Annotated in this window: 11 protein-coding genes; 3 read left to right on the plus strand and 8 right to left on the minus strand. The window is 73.6% G+C overall.

Features of this window, described 5'->3' with window-relative positions:
- Positions 1 to 19: 19 nt before the first annotated feature.
- Together dapB and ATJ97_RS04590 are read right to left on the minus strand one after the other, a co-directional pair.
- Positions 20 to 787, minus strand: coding sequence for a 4-hydroxy-tetrahydrodipicolinate reductase (gene dapB / locus ATJ97_RS04585; protein ID WP_098482726.1), 768 nt, complete (start codon positions 785 to 787; stop codon positions 20 to 22).
- A gap of 110 nt (positions 788 to 897) precedes the next feature.
- Complete coding sequence (locus tag ATJ97_RS04590; protein ID WP_245862133.1) at positions 898 to 3,264, minus strand: glycoside hydrolase family 3 protein; 2,367 nt, start codon at positions 3,262 to 3,264, stop codon at positions 898 to 900.
- A 286-nt stretch (positions 3,265 to 3,550) separates the two neighbouring features.
- Between ATJ97_RS04590 and ATJ97_RS04595 the strand changes: the two genes are divergently transcribed.
- Positions 3,551 to 4,201, plus strand: coding sequence for an alpha/beta hydrolase family protein (locus ATJ97_RS04595; RefSeq protein WP_098482728.1), 651 nt, complete (start codon positions 3,551 to 3,553; stop codon positions 4,199 to 4,201).
- Positions 4,202 to 4,552: 351 nt separating this feature from the next.
- On the opposite strand, the gene ATJ97_RS04600 is transcribed toward ATJ97_RS04595, so the two are convergent.
- From ATJ97_RS04600 to ATJ97_RS04620, 5 genes are all read right to left on the minus strand, one after another.
- On the minus strand, positions 4,553 to 5,965 hold the full coding sequence (locus ATJ97_RS04600; RefSeq protein WP_098482729.1) for a M16 family metallopeptidase: 1,413 nt from the start codon (positions 5,963 to 5,965) through the stop codon (positions 4,553 to 4,555).
- A gap of 2 nt (positions 5,966 to 5,967) precedes the next feature.
- Positions 5,968 to 8,361: a polyribonucleotide nucleotidyltransferase gene (locus ATJ97_RS04605; protein ID WP_098482730.1), complete on the minus strand. Its 2,394-nt coding sequence runs from the start codon at positions 8,359 to 8,361 to the stop codon at positions 5,968 to 5,970.
- Between the two features lie 220 nt (positions 8,362 to 8,581).
- Positions 8,582 to 8,851, minus strand: coding sequence for a 30S ribosomal protein S15 (rpsO, locus tag ATJ97_RS04610; RefSeq protein WP_043498625.1), 270 nt, complete (start codon positions 8,849 to 8,851; stop codon positions 8,582 to 8,584).
- A gap of 227 nt (positions 8,852 to 9,078) precedes the next feature.
- On the minus strand, positions 9,079 to 9,714 hold the full coding sequence (locus ATJ97_RS04615; RefSeq protein WP_098482731.1) for a response regulator: 636 nt from the start codon (positions 9,712 to 9,714) through the stop codon (positions 9,079 to 9,081).
- Positions 9,711 to 10,901, minus strand: a complete 1,191-nt coding sequence (locus tag ATJ97_RS04620) for a sensor histidine kinase (RefSeq protein ID WP_211287045.1) — start codon at positions 10,899 to 10,901, stop codon at positions 9,711 to 9,713. The genes ATJ97_RS04615 and ATJ97_RS04620 overlap by 4 nt, the downstream gene beginning before the upstream one ends.
- A gap of 168 nt (positions 10,902 to 11,069) precedes the next feature.
- Here ATJ97_RS04620 and ATJ97_RS04625 point away from each other — a divergent pair, with 168 nt between their 5' ends.
- Together ATJ97_RS04625 and ATJ97_RS04630 are read left to right on the plus strand one after the other, a co-directional pair.
- Positions 11,070 to 12,158: an ABC transporter permease gene (locus tag ATJ97_RS04625; RefSeq protein WP_098482732.1), complete on the plus strand. Its 1,089-nt coding sequence runs from the start codon at positions 11,070 to 11,072 to the stop codon at positions 12,156 to 12,158.
- 11 nt (positions 12,159 to 12,169) lie between these two features.
- Positions 12,170 to 12,943 carry an ABC transporter ATP-binding protein gene (locus ATJ97_RS04630; protein WP_098482733.1) on the plus strand — a complete coding sequence of 258 codons (774 nt, stop codon included), beginning with the start codon at positions 12,170 to 12,172 and terminating at the stop codon, positions 12,941 to 12,943.
- On the opposite strand, the gene ATJ97_RS04635 is transcribed toward ATJ97_RS04630, so the two are convergent.
- Positions 12,864 to 13,871: a bifunctional riboflavin kinase/FAD synthetase gene (locus tag ATJ97_RS04635; protein WP_098482734.1), complete on the minus strand. Its 1,008-nt coding sequence runs from the start codon at positions 13,869 to 13,871 to the stop codon at positions 12,864 to 12,866. The two genes, ATJ97_RS04630 and ATJ97_RS04635, sit on opposite strands and share 80 nt — an antisense overlap.
- Between the last annotated feature and the right edge of the window lie 91 nt (positions 13,872 to 13,962).

Raw genomic sequence — 13,962 nt, forward strand, 5'->3', positions numbered from 1 at the left:
CCCCGCCGGGCGGCGCCGGTCAGCCCAGGTCGAGGACCTGGTCGAGCCCGAACGTGAGCCCCGGCCGGCTCACCACCGCGCGGACCGCGAGCAGCACGCCGGGCATGAAGCTCGACCGCTCGAAGGAGTCCGTGCGGATCGTCAGCTGCTCGCCGGGGTTGCCGAGGAGGATCTCCTCGTGGGCGACGAGGCCGCGCAGCCGCACCGCGTGCACGTGCACACCGTCGACCACGGCCCCGCGGGCGCCGTCCACCTGCTTCTCCGTGGCGTCCGGCACCGGCCCGAGCCCCGCCTCGGCCCTGGCGGCCGCGATGTGGCGGGCGGTGGTCAGCGCCGTGCCGGACGGGGCGTCGACCTTGTCCGGGTGGTGCAGCTCCACCACCTCGGCCGACTCGAAGAAGCGGGCCGCCTGCTGCGCGAACCGCATGGCGAGCACCGCGGAGAGCGCGAAGTTCGGGGCGATGAGGACGCCGAGGCCCTGCTCGCGTCCCGCGTTGACCCGGTCGAGGTGCTCGCGGACCCGGCCGAGCGACTCGTCGGTCCACCCGGTCGTGCCCACGACGGCGTGCAGGCCCGCGTCGATGAGCGCGTGGACGTTCGCCTCCGTGGCTGAGGGGACGGTGAAGTCCACCCCGACGCTCGCGCCGGAGGCCCTCAGGGCCGCGACGTCGTCGTCCTCCCCGAGCCGTGCCACCAGCTCCAGGTCCGCTGCGCCGTCGACGGCCTCGCAGACCGCGCGTCCCATGCGCCCGGCGGCGCCGATCACTGCCACACCCAGCTTCGTCACGTCGGGCAGCGTAGTCCGGGGACCCGCGCCCGGCGTCACGGGTGCACCATCCGGACGCAGCGCGGCCCCCGCCCGGGTGGGCGGGGGCCGCACGTCTCACAGGACTGGCGTCACTCCTCGTACGTCAGACCGAAGCCGTACTCGTACAGGGCTCCGTCCTCGGTCTCGTCGTACCCGGGCAGGTCGCTGTGCTGCTGCTCGACGGCCAGGCGGGTGGCCGGCAGCGCGAACGGCATCTTCCCCTGCGGCGCGAAGTCGCCCGAGACGATGTCCATCAGCGCGGTGGTGCTGTTGCCGAAGTTCGCGAGGATCGCGCCGGCGTCACGCAGACCGCTGGCCTCGTCGAGCACGTACGGCTGGCGGAAGTAGATGTCGAGAACGACGTTCTCGGCACCGACCTCGTCCATCACGGCCTGGATGGTCTCCAGGGACGGGGTGACCTCCCAGGACTGCGCCTCGTTCTCCATGCCGGTGAGGTCGAGGATGCTCGACTCCCACGGGAAGGAGCCGCCGAAGCGGAGCCCGTTGTCCGTGCACGCCGCCTCGTCGTAGGCGACGCACGCGTCGGCGGCACCGTACGGGCTCTGCCCGTCGAGGTTCCTGGCGCCGTCCCAGACGATCGGGTTGAGGTGCTCCGGGTTCATGCCCGTGGCCGGGTCGTTGCTCCGGTAGGCCCCGGTGCCCACGTTCTTCGCCGTCACCGAGATGAGCGCGACGTCGGCGTCCGCGGCGCTCGGCCGCGTCTCGCCCGCCGCGACGTTGCCGTCGACGACCTCGTAGCCGGAGGCCTCGACCTCCGCGGCGTCGACGTTGCCGAGGACGTAGACCTTCTCGTCGCCGTCGAGGGGCAGCACCGCCTCGCCGTCGACCTCCTGGTTCTGCAGGAGCACGCTGGACTTGCGCTGCAGGTCGAGGGCGACCTCGCGGTTCTCGTCCGAGCCGACGGTCGCGTCGGCGACCTCCGGGTCGACGTAGGGGTTCTCGAACAGGCCCATCTCGAACATCGGGGCGAGCAGTCGCTCGGCGGCCAGGTCCACGCGCTCCTGGCTCACGAGACCGTCCGCGACGAGGTCGGTGATGGTCTTGACGTCGTGGAAGCCCGAGAGAGTGTCGGTCCCGCTGTTGATCGCCGCGGCGACCCGCTCGGGGATGGTGGCCTCCTCCAGGCCCCAGGCACGGTCGTTGATGATGCCCGTGTCGGAGTTGACGTAGCCGTCGAAGCCCATCTGGTCACGCAGCAGGCCGTTGACGATCTGGTCGGAGAACGCCATACCGACCTCGTCGTAGTCGACCCCCTCGTAGGTGACGTCCATCGGCACGCCGTAGTACGGCATGATCGACGAGACGCCAGCCTCGATGGCCGCCTCGAAGGGCTTGAGGTGGTAGCCGAACGCGTCGCCCGGGTATACCTGGGTCTTGCCGAAGGCGTAGTGCGGGTCCAGGCCGAGCTCCTGCGGTCCGCCGCCCGGGAAGTGCTTCATGGTGAGGGCGACCGAGGTGTCGGGGCTCAGGGAGTTGCCGTCCTTGCCGACGGGCCCCTGGAGCGTCTCGACCAGCTCGCCCATGATGTTCGCGCCCAGGTCGGCGTCCTCGGTGAACGTCTCGTGGGTGCGGTACCAGCGCGGCTCGGTCGACAGGTCGGCCATGTAGCCGTACATGCCGCGGAGCCCGATCGACTCCCACTCCGCCGCCATGACGCCGGCGAAGTCCTCGACCACGGACATGTCGCCGTCGGTCGCCTCGCCGGTGGCCTTCGCCTGCTCGCCGAGCGCGGCCGCCGCGATGCCGGCCTCCTTGGGGAAGGCGGAGAAGGCGCCGGCGGCCTCGTTGATGCCCGCGCGGGCCTGCGCGTCGATGTGGTTGCGGGCGTTGGACTTGTACAGCACCGGGATCCCGAGGCGGGTCGCCTCGCTCCTCGCCTGCACCTTGTTCATGAACGCCGCCGCCTCGCCGGGGGTGACGCGCACGTTGGTCGAGAAGCCGCCGCCGCCGGTCTCGCACGCGCCACGCTCGCCGCTGTCGACGACGTTGCGGAAGATGAACCGGTGCATGTGCTGGTTGTCGATGTAGTCGTCGGCGACCGCAGGCAGCGTGCCGAACTCACCGGTCGCCGGGTCGCACGAGGCGTTGAGCGTGTCGATGAGCATGAGGCCGGCCTTCTCGTCCAGCGTCATCTGCCCGACGAGGTCCTCCACGCGCTCGTCGACGGGCTTGCGCCAGTCCTCGTACGGGTCGAGCTTCCCGTTGTCGTTGAGGTCCTTGAACTCCCGTCCCTTGACGGTGATGACGTCCTTGACCTCGGCGCCGAGCTCCGGCGGCCGGCCGTGGTTCCCCTCGTTCCCGGCGGCGGCCTCGGCCGCGCGCCCGTTGTTGCTCGCGTGGTCCGGCGGCGCGGCGAACGCGCTGCCCACCAGTCCGAGCGAGAGCGGCACCGCGACGGCGACGCCGACCAGTCCGCCCTTTGTCGTTCTCTTCACACTGTCTCCCTCGACGTGTCGAGCCGCCCCCTGCGGCTCGCTCCTGTCCCGGGGCGTCTGCACCCCGGCACCCCGGCTCCCGCCGGTCGCCCGGAGGTCCGGGCACGTGGCCACCATGTTGCGTGGGTCACCCGAATGGCAAACGGTTGCCAAACGTTGCCCCGGCCGTCCGCAACCGGCGCGGTACGCCCCCCTGCCGGTCTCGGGGCACAGGTCCGTCGCGCCCGGCTCGGGTAGCCTCACGTCTTGCTTCACCCGTCGGTGGCGCCGTGCGCGGAGGGACGATGTGACGAGCGAGAAGGACGACGTCCTCGACGTGACGACCCCTCACGGACCCGCACGCGTGCACGTGACGGTGCCCGACTCCCCGCGCGGGGCGTTGGCGCTCGGGCACGGCGCGGGCGGTGGTGTCGGCGCCAAGGATCTCGTGGCGACGGCGGAGGTGGCGGCCGGTCTGAGCCTCGCCGTCGCCCTCGTCGAGCAGCCCTACCGGGTGGCGGGTCGCCGCGCGCCCGCCCCCGCGCGCCAGCTCGACGCCGCGTGGACGGCGGTGATGGCCGAGCTGCGCGCCGGCGCACTCGCGGGGGTTCCGCTCGTGGTGGGCGGTCGTTCCTCCGGCGCCCGGGTGGCGTGCCGGACGGCCGCCGAAATCGGGGCCGCCGCGGTGCTGTGCCTGGCGTTCCCGCTGCAGACGCCCGGGCGCCCGGACCGGCCCAGCCGCCTGCCCGAGCTGGAGCAGGTCACCGTCCCGGTCCTGGTGGTGCAGGGCGAGCGCGACCCCTTCGGCATGCCGCCGCCGGCGCCGGGCCGGGAGGTGGTGGTGGTCGCCGGCGACCACAACCTGGCCAGGGACGTCCCGGCGGTCCGTGCCGCGGTCCGGGGCTGGCTCCCCGCCGTGCTCCCCACCACCGCCGGCGAGAGGCCAGCTCCTCGCTGACGAGCCCCTGCCCCCTCCCCGGCGAGACGTCAAGTCCTCCTCGAGACGTCAAGTTCTCACCGAGAGGTCAAGTTCTCACCGAGAGGTCAAGTTCTCACCGAGAGGTCAAGTTCTCACCGAGGAGTCAGGTGGTCGAGGTCGAACCTCGAGTCACCCGCTGGCGAGAGGTCAGGCTCTCGTCGAGGAGTCTGGTGGTCGAGCCGCGGTCACCGCCAGAACCCGGACGAGGCGTCGCACCCTCATCTCGTCATCGCCGGAGGAGATGACTTCTCAAGGAGAAGATGACATCTCACGGAGAAGATGACATCTCACCGGAGGTGCGGGAGGGAGGGGGCGGGGCGGGAGGGGCGGTCAGGCGAGCAGGCGGGCGGCGACGTCGTCCTCGAACGGGCCGACGACCACCAGCGAGCGGGGCGCGGCGGCGAGCTCGGCCGCGAGGTCGCGCACCTGCCCGGCGGTCACCTGGGAGATCCGCGCGATGAGCTCGTCGAGGCTGATCAGCTCGCCGTGGACGATCTCGGCGCGGCCGAGGCGGGACATGCGCGAGCCGTTGTCCTCGAGCCCGAGGACCATGTTCCCGCGCAGCTGGCCGACGCCACGGCCCAGCTCCTCCTCGGTGATGCCCTCCTCGGCTAGACGTCGCCACTCGGCGTCGAGCAGCTCGGTGACCTGCTCGACGTTCCCGGGTGCGCACCCGGCGTAGAGGCCGAACGTGCCGGCCTCGGCGTAGGACGACGCGAAGGCGTAGGTGGAGTACGCGAGCCCGCGCTTCTCGCGGATCTCCTGGAACAGGCGCGAGCTCATGCCGCCGCCGAGGACGGTGGTGAGCACGGACAGCGTGTACCTGCGCTCGTCGCCGGCCGCGATGCCGGGGCCGCCGAGGAGGACGTTGGCCTGCTCGGTCGGGCGCATGACGGTCACGGCGGAGCCGTGGGTCGGCAGCAGGGCGGACTCGGGCCCAGGGACGACGACGGCGCCGGAGCCGGGCACGTCGACGCCGCGGGCCCGGGCTGCGACGGCGCCGAGCCGGCGTTCGGCGGGCACGGCGGCGGGGTCGGGCGCCCAGCCGCCGCGGCGCACCGCGGCGAGCACCTGCTCGCACAGGGCGTCGTGGTCGACGCTGCCGGCCGCGGTGACGACCAGCTCGGACGGGACGTAGGTGCGGCGGTAGTGCTGGAGGACCGCCTCACGGGGCACCGCGCGGATGGTCTCCGCGGTGCCCCCGATGGGGCGGCCGAGCGGGTGGTCGCCGAGCACGGCGAGGGAGAAGCGCTCGTGGGCGACGTCGACGGGGTCGTCGTCGTTCATCGCGAGCTCCTCGAGGATCACGCCGCGCTCGGTCTCGAGCTCGCCGGGGTCGAGCAGCGAGGAGGTGACCATGTCGAGGATGACGTCGACGGCCATCGGCAGGTCGACGTCGAGCACCCGGGCGTAGTAGGCGGTGTGCTCCTTGCCGGTGGCCGCGTTCGCCTCGCCGCCGACGGCGTCGAACGCCTCGGCGATGTCGAGGGCGGTGCGGGACGGCGTGCCCTTGAAGAGCAGGTGCTCCAGAAAGTGCGTGGAGCCGTGGTGGCCGTCGGTCTCGTCGCGCGAGCCGACGGCCACCCACGCCCCGACGGCGGTCGAGCGCTGACCGGGCATCGCCTCGGTCAGCACCCGGATACCGCCGGGCAGGACGGAGCGCCGGATGACGCTGCCGTCCTGCTCGGTGCGGATCTCGGTGCCCGGCCCACCGGCCGGGCCCAGAATCAGCGGGTGAGGCATCCTCAGGCGTCGGCCTCGCCGGCGCCGGACTCGGCCGGCTCGCGCTCCGCCTTCTCCTCGCCGGAGTGGCGGGTGCGGGTGCGCTCACGACGGCGACCACCGTCGCGGCCACCGTCACGACCGCCGCGACGCTCGTCGCGGGCGGGACGCTCCTCGCGGGCGGGACGCTCGTCGGCGGCCTCCTCGTGCTCCTCGGCGGCCTCGCCGTTCTCCTCGCCCTCGACGACGGCGTGCAGGGAGAGCTTGCCGCGCGGGTCGATCTCGGCGAGCTCGACCTGGACCTTCTGGCCCACGGCGAGGACGTCCTCGACGTTCTCCACGCGCTTGCCGCCGACCAGGCGACGGATCTGCGAGATGTGCAGCAGACCGTCCTTGCCGGGGGTGAGGGAGACGAACGCGCCGAAGGAGGTGGTCTTGACGACCGTGCCCACGAAGCGCTCGCCCACCTCGGGCATCTGCGGGTTCGCGATGGCGTTGACGGCCTGGCGGGCCGCCTCGGCGGACGGGCCGTCGGTGGCGCCGATGTAGACGGTGCCGTCGTCCTCGATCGAGATGTCGGCGCCGGTGTCCTCCTGGATCTGGTTGATCATCTTGCCCTTGGGGCCGATGACCTCGCCGATCTTGTCCACGGGCACCTTGACGGTGATGACGCGCGGGGCGGTCGGGGCCATCTCGTCCGGGGTGTCGATGGCCTCGTTCATCACGTCGAGGATGTAGAGGCGCGCGTCACGCGCCTGGGTCAGCGCGCCGGCCAGCACGGAGGCGGGGATGCCGTCGAGCTTGGTGTCGAGCTGGATGGCCGTGACGAACTCGCGGGTGCCGGCGACCTTGAAGTCCATGTCGCCGTACGCGTCCTCGGCGCCGAGGATGTCGGTGAGCGCCGCGTAGCGGGTCTCGCCGTCCACCTCGTCGCTCATGAGGCCCATCGCGATGCCCGCGACGGGCGCGCGCAGCGGCACGCCGGCGTTGAGCAGCGACAGCGTGGAGGCGCAGACGGAGCCCATCGAGGTCGAGCCGTTGGAGCCGAGGGCCTCGGAGACCTGACGGATCGCGTAGGGGAACTCCTCGCGGGTGGGCAGCACGGGCATGAGGGCCCGCTCGGCCAGGGCGCCGTGGCCGATCTCGCGGCGCTTGGGCGAACCCACGCGGCCGGTCTCACCGGTCGAGTACGGCGGGAAGTTGTAGTTGTGCATGTAGCGCTTGCGCGTCACCGGCGAGAGGGTGTCGAGCTGCTGCTCCATGCGCAGCATGTTCAGCGTGGTCACGCCCATGATCTGGGTCTCGCCACGCTCGAACAGGGCCGAGCCGTGCACGCGCGGCAGGACCTCGACCTCGGCGGACAGGGTGCGGATGTCGCGCAGGCCACGGCCGTCCATGCGCACGCCCTCGGTGAGGACGCGCCGGCGCACGGCGTTCTTGGTGACGGCGCGGTAGGCGGCGGAGAGCTCCTTCTCGCGGCCCTCGAAGCGCTCGCCGAGCGCCTCGAGCATGGCGGACTTGATCTCGTCCTGCCGGGCCTCGCGCTCCTGCTTGCCGGCGATCGTGATGGCCTGGGCGAGGTCGGCGGAGACCTGCTCCTCGACGGCGGCGTAGACGTCGTCCTGGTAGTCGAGGAACAGCGGGAACTCCGCCGTCGGCTTCGCGGTCTCCGCGGCGAGGCTGCGCTGCGCCTCGACCAGGGCCTTGATGAACGGCTTGGACGCCTCGAGCCCCTCGGCCACGACCTCCTCGGTCGGGACGGTGGCGCCCTGCTCCTTGATGAGGGTCCAGGCGTTGTCGGTGGCCTCGGCCTCGACCATCATCACGGCGACGTCGTCACCGACGACGCGGCCGGCGACCACCATGGAGAAGACGGCCTTCTCGAGCTCGCTGTAGCGGGGGAACGCCACCCACTGGTTGCCGATCAGCGCGATGCGCACGCCGCCGATGGGGCCGGAGAACGGCAGACCGGAGATCTGGGTCGACATCGACGCGGCGTTGATCGCGAGCACGTCGTAGGAGTCGTCGGGGTGGATCGCGAGGACCGTCTCGACGATCTGGACCTCGTTGCGCAGGCCCTTGACGAACGTGGGGCGCAGCGGGCGGTCGATGAGCCGGCAGGCGAGGATCGCCTCGGTCGAGGGGCGGCCCTCGCGGCGGAAGAACGAGCCGGGGATCTTGCCGGCGGCGTACTGGCGCTCCTCGACGTCGACCGTCAGCGGGAAGAAGTCGAACTGGTCCTTGGGGTGCTTGCCGACCGTGGTGGCCGACAGGACCATCGTCTCGTCGTCGAGGTAGGCGACGGCGGAGCCGGCGGCCTGGCGGGCCAGACGCCCCGTCTCGAAGCGGACGGTGCGGGTGCCGAAGGGGCCGTTGTCGATGACGGCTTCGGCGGACGTGATCTCGGGACCCTCCATGGGTGCCCTCCTTCTGTGTCGTCCGCCCGGTCGGCCGACGGCCTTCGATCGAGGCCCACGGACTCCCTTCCGGGTTCCGGAGGCCACTACCGAGGACCGGACGTACCGTCCCGGGGCGGGTGCTGGTTGTTCAGTTGGCTGGCTGCGGGGCGGGCCGGTCACCCGGGTCGCCGCGCATGCACGACCGGCCCGGACCCGTGGGTCCGAGCCGGTCGGGGGATCAGCGGCGCAGGCCGAGCCGCGCGATGAGGCTGCGGTAGCGCTCGATGTCCTCGGCGGCCAGGTAGGCGAGCAGACGCTTGCGCTGACCGATGAGGAGCATCAGACCACGACGCGAGTGGTGGTCGTGCTTGTGGGTCTTGAAGTGCTCGGTGAGGTCCTTGATACGCCGGCTCAGCAGGGCGATCTGGACCTCCGGCGAACCGGTGTCACCCTCGTGGGTGGCGTACTCAGCGATGATGGACTGCTTCACGTCAGCAGCGAGGGCCATTGGTTCTCCTGGTAGGTCGTTGCACGGAGCACCGGGGCATGTTCTCCCGGGCATGACACATCCGTGGCCGGCTTGACGGCACAGGCCAGACTAGCAGGCGGGCCGGATCCCCCGCGAGTGCGGGTCGGTGCGGGAGGAGCGGCGTGCGCCACACGGGCGGGCGCGCCCGCCCTCGCTCAGGACCGGCGCCCGTCCCCGCTCAGCTCCCGAGGAGCTCCCGTCCCCGCTCAGGTCCGCAGGATCCCCCGCGCGCGTGCCTGCGCCACGGCTGCCGTGCGGGAGCTCACCCCGAGCTTGTCGTAGATGTGGACCAGGTGCGTCTTGACCGTGGCGCGCGAGAGGAACAGGGCCGCGGCGATGGCCTCGTTGGAGTCACCGTGGGCCAGCCGCTCCAGCACCTCCACCTCCCGGGCCGTCAGCGTGGTGGCCGGCGAGCGCAGCCGGTCCACGAGCCGCTCCTGCACCGCCGGCCCGAGCGCGGTCCGGCCTGCCGCGGCGGCCCGCACCGCGTCCACGAGGTCACCGGTGGGGGCGTCCTTGAGGAGGTAGCCGCTCGCCCCGGCGTCGAGCGCCGCGACGATGTCGGCGTCGGAGTCGTAGGTGGTGAGGACGACGACGGGCGGCCCGCCCGCCGCGCGCACGCGCCGGGTGACCTCGACGCCGCCGAGGGCGTCCCGCCCGAGCTGGAGGTCCATGAGGACGACGTCGCACCCCGCGCCCTCGCCGAGGGCGGCGAGCAGGTCCTCGCCCCGGGCGTGGTCGGCGACCACCGCGATGTCCTCCCGCGCCTCCAGCACGGCCCGCAGGCCGGCCCGCACGACGGGATGGTCGTCGACGATCACCACGCGCACCGGTCCGCTCACAGCGGCACCTCCGCGGCGACGGCGGTGCCCCTGCCCGGCGCGGACTCCACGTGCAGCGTGCCGCCGAGCTCGGCGACCCGCGCCGACATCCCGGCCAGTCCCCTGCCGCGACCCGGCGCCCCGTCCTCCGCGCGGCCGTCCCTCACGGGAGCGGACGGGTCGAACCCGTCGCCGTCGTCGACGACGTCGAGCGCCACCGCGTCCCCGAGGTAGCTCAGCGTCACGGTGGCCCGCCGGGCCGCGGCGTGCTCGGCCGTGTTGGCGAGCGCCTGCTGGGCGACCCGCCACAGCGTCTGCTCCACCTGCTGCGGGAGCGGCCGGGCCTCCCCGGAGGCCCGCACGTCCACCGCCAGCCCGGTGCGTCCGGCCGTCTGCGCGGCGAGCCGGGTCAGTGCCTCGGTCAGCCCCGCCCGCACGGACGGGGACGGCAGGTCACGGACGAAGGCGCGGGCCTCGGCGAGGTTCTCCGCGCTCGTCGTGCGGGCGGTCGCCACCAGCTCCCGGGCCCGGGCGACGTCGCCGGCCCCGAGCGCGACGTCCGCCGCCCGCAGCACCAGCTCGATGGAGGCGAGCCCCTGGGCCAGGGTGTCGTGGATCTCCCGTGCGAGACGCTCACGCTCGGCGACGACGGCGTCGGCACGCTCCCGCTCGGCGAGGACGTCACGGGCCTCGACGAGGTCCTGGAGAAGCGTCCGCCGTTCCTCCGCCTCGGCAATCACGGCCCGGACGCCGAGGACGACCCCGACGCAGACGCCGGCCCCGATCGCCGGGCCGAGCACCGCGCCGGCGGACGGGCCCGCCCGCCACACCCCGGTCGCCACCGTCACGGCGGTGGTGGCGGCGACGGCCAGGACGCCGGGGACCGCGGGCAGGACGTGCAGCTGGACCAGGAACACCGGGAACGCGAGCCAGATGCCGGCCGGGGACACCACGGCCGCCACGACGGCCAGCACGGTGAGCAGGGCCGCCCAGACCAGGGCGGCGCGGCGGCGGTCCGGCCGCGCGTCGCTGCGCACCACGCCACCGAGGGCGGTGCGCCCGGCCGCGTGCACCAGCGCGAACCCCACCCCGACGGCGGTGGCGGCCCCACCACCGAGCGCCACGAGCAGGCACAGGACGGCCACGAGCAGGTCGACCCCTGCCTGCATGGCGCGCGCGGCGCCGCGGGCGCTCGGCAGGGCTGTCACGCCTCCAGCGTACGAGGGAGCAGCGCCCCGGCGGATCGACCGAACGGTCGACCCCGGGGTCGACCGGGCGGCCGCGCGAGACCGACCACGTCGCCGATGTCCAGCCGACCGCGTCCCGGAAGGCTGGAGGGCAACCGGCCGACCGGGCCGCACAGCAGAAGGAGCACCATGTTCGTCGCGTACCGCGACCTCCGCTTCGCCGCCGGGCGCTTCGCGCTCATGACCGGCGTCGTCGCACTCATCACCGTCCTCGTCACGTTCCTCGCCGCCCTGACGGCCGGGCTGGCGCGGGAGTCGACCTCGGCGGTCGCCGACCTGCCCGCCGACCACCTCGCGTTCGTCGCCGCCGACGGCGAGATCTCCTTCACCGCCTCCCGCGTGGGACCTCAGGTGTGGGAGTCCCTCGCGCAGGAGGACGGTGTGACGGCGGCCGAGCCCCTCGGCATCGCGACCACGCGCGTCTCGGCCGGGGCAGGCACCACGGGCTCGGCCGCCACCGTGACCCTGCTGGGCGTCGCGCCGGGCACGACCATGATGCCGCCGGACGCTGCGGCACCGGCCGCCGGGACGGTCGTCCTGACGGACGAGACCGCCGAGGGGCTCGGCGCCGCGCCGGGAGACCGGGTCGTGGTGGCGGGACGGGAGCTGGCCGTCGCCCGGGTCCTCGACGTCGACGCGAGCTACTCCCACACGCCGGTGGCGTGGGTGACGCTCGCGGACTGGCAGGCGTTGGGCGGAGCCGCGCCGGAGGAACCCTCGGCGACGGTCGTGGCGCTGCGCACCGACGGCGGCGCCGACCTCGCCGGGGCCGACGCCCGTCTGGGCACCACGACCGTGCCCCGGGCCGAGGCGCTGACCGCGATCGGCTCCTTCGCCGCGGAGAACACGTCCCTGCGCACCATGCAGGGCTTTCTCCTCGTCATCTCGGCGCTGGTCGTCGGCTCGTTCTTCACCGTCTGGACGATCAACCGGTCCGCCGACGTCGCGGTGCTCAAGGCTCTCGGGGCGTCCACCCGCTACCTCCTGCGCGACGCCGTGGCCCAGGCCCTCGTCGTGCTGGTCGTCGGCGCCGGCGTCGGGGCGGGTGCGGCGTCGGCGGCGGCCCTCGCCCTCGCCGACGTGGTGCCGGTCGTGGTCTCCCCCTCGACCGTTCTCGTCCCCACCGTCGTCCTGGTGTGCCTGGGCCTCGCGGGTGCCGCCCTCGCCCTGCGCCGGCTCGCCGCCGTCGACCCGCACGCCGCCCTCAACGCCAGCTGAAGGAGAGACCGATGAGCACCGCCACCACAGACACCGCCGGCCCCGCCCGCACCGGGCTGGTCCTCGAGAACGTCACCCTCACCTACCCCGACGGCACGTCCCGGCTCACCGCCGTCGACGACGTCTCCCTCACCGTCCCGCCCGGCTCGACCACGGCACTGCTCGGCCCGTCCGGCTCCGGCAAGTCCAGCCTGCTGGCCGTCGCGGCCACGCTGACCGTCCCCGACTCCGGTCGCGTCGCGGTCGGCGGGATCGAGGTCGTCGCCGACGGTGCGGCGCTGCCACCGGCGCGGTGCGCCGAGCTGCGCCGGACCCGCATCGGCATCGTGTTCCAGCAGCACCGCCTGCTGCCGAGCCTGACCGCGCTGGAGCAGCTCACCCTCGTGGCTCACCTGCAGGGCGGCCGGCCACGGGACGCCGAGCCCCGCGCGCGGGCCGTGCTGGCCGCCGTCGGGCTGGAGGAGGTGGCGGACCGGCGGCCGCACGCCCTCTCGGGGGGTCAGCGGCAGCGGGTGAACATCGCCCGCGCGCTGGTCAACGAGCCGGACGTGCTCCTCGTCGACGAGCCGACGTCCGCCCTCGACCACGAGCGCGGCGAGCAGGTGGTCGAGCTCGTGACGTCGCTGACGCGGGCCACCGGCGCGGCGACGCTGCTCGTCAGCCACGACGAGTCCACGCTCGGCTCCGTGGACGCCGTCGCGCGGATCAGCGGCGGTCGGCTGCTCGCGGAGCCTGCGCCGACGCGGCCGGCGCAGGCACGCCGAGGACCTGGGCGGTGCGGGTGACGTCGTCGGCCATCTGGTCGAGCAGGGCCGGGATGCCCTCGAAGGCGACCATGGGCCGGAGCCGCTCGACCAGCTCGACGACCACCTCCTCGCCGTACAGGTCGAGGTCCGTCCGGCCCAGCACGTACGCCTCGACGGTGCGCTCGACACCGTGGAACGTCGGGTTGGTGCCCACCGAGATCGCGGCGGGCAGCCGCTTGGAGGAGCCGTCGTCGGGGGCGTGCTCGGGGCGGATGAGCCACCCCGCGTAGACGCCGTCGGCGGGGACGACGCCCAGGTCGTCGGCGTGCAGGTTCGCCGTGGGGTAGCCGAGCTCCCGCCCGCGCTTCGCGCCGTGGACGACGACGCCGCGCACCCGGTGCGGCCGGCCGAGCACGTGGGCGGCGCCGGCGACGTCGCCCGTGGCGAGCAGCTCGCGGACCCACGTGGAGGACCAGCGCCGGCCCGTCTGGGGGTCGGCGATGTCCTCGATGATCTCCACGCCGACCCCCAGCGTGCGGCCGAGCTCGACCATGGTGCGCCGGTCGCCCGTGTTGTCGCGGCCGAAGCGCACGTCCTCCCCCACCACGACGACGTGCGCGTGCAGGAGGTCGAGCAGGTAGCGACGGACGAACTCCTCGGGGGTGGCCCGGGAGAAGTCGAGGGTGTACCCGAGCACCAGCACGGCGTCCAGCCCGGTGCCGGCGAGCCGCTCCAGCCGGTCGGTCAGGGAGCTGATGAGGACGAAGTCCTCCTCGGGGCGGTGCACGGTGGTCGGGTGCGGGTCGAACGTCACCGCGACCGAGGTCAGGCCGGCGGCCTCCGCCTCGGTGACGGTGGCGGCGAGCACCACCTGGTGCCCGCGGTGCACACCGTCGAAGATCCCGAGGGTGGCCACGGTGGGGCCCAGGTCGGCCGGGACCTCCCCGGCTCCTCTCCACACCTGCACGCGTCGTCCTCCTCCGTGCGCCCTCCGGCGCGCGTGGACGACTGTATCTCCCGTGAGGGGGTGCCCCCGCACGCGTCCGCCGCCCCGCCTC

The sequence above is a fragment of the Georgenia soli genome, assembly GCF_002563695.1.
Classification (GTDB): domain Bacteria; phylum Actinomycetota; class Actinomycetes; order Actinomycetales; family Actinomycetaceae; genus Georgenia; species Georgenia soli.

Coding starts and splice junctions, on each gene's coding strand:
- ATJ97_RS04605 (WP_098482730.1), bottom strand. CDS start 8,361: ATGGAGGGTCCCGAGATCACGTCCGCCGAAGCCGTCATCGACAACGGC.
- ATJ97_RS04630 (WP_098482733.1), top strand. CDS start 12,170: ATGAGCACCGCCACCACAGACACCGCCGGCCCCGCCCGCACCGGGCTG.
- rpsO (WP_043498625.1), bottom strand. CDS start 8,851: ATGGCCCTCGCTGCTGACGTGAAGCAGTCCATCATCGCTGAGTACGCC.
- ATJ97_RS04600 (WP_098482729.1), bottom strand. CDS start 5,965: ATGCCTCACCCGCTGATTCTGGGCCCGGCCGGTGGGCCGGGCACCGAG.
- ATJ97_RS04625 (WP_098482732.1), top strand. CDS start 11,070: ATGTTCGTCGCGTACCGCGACCTCCGCTTCGCCGCCGGGCGCTTCGCG.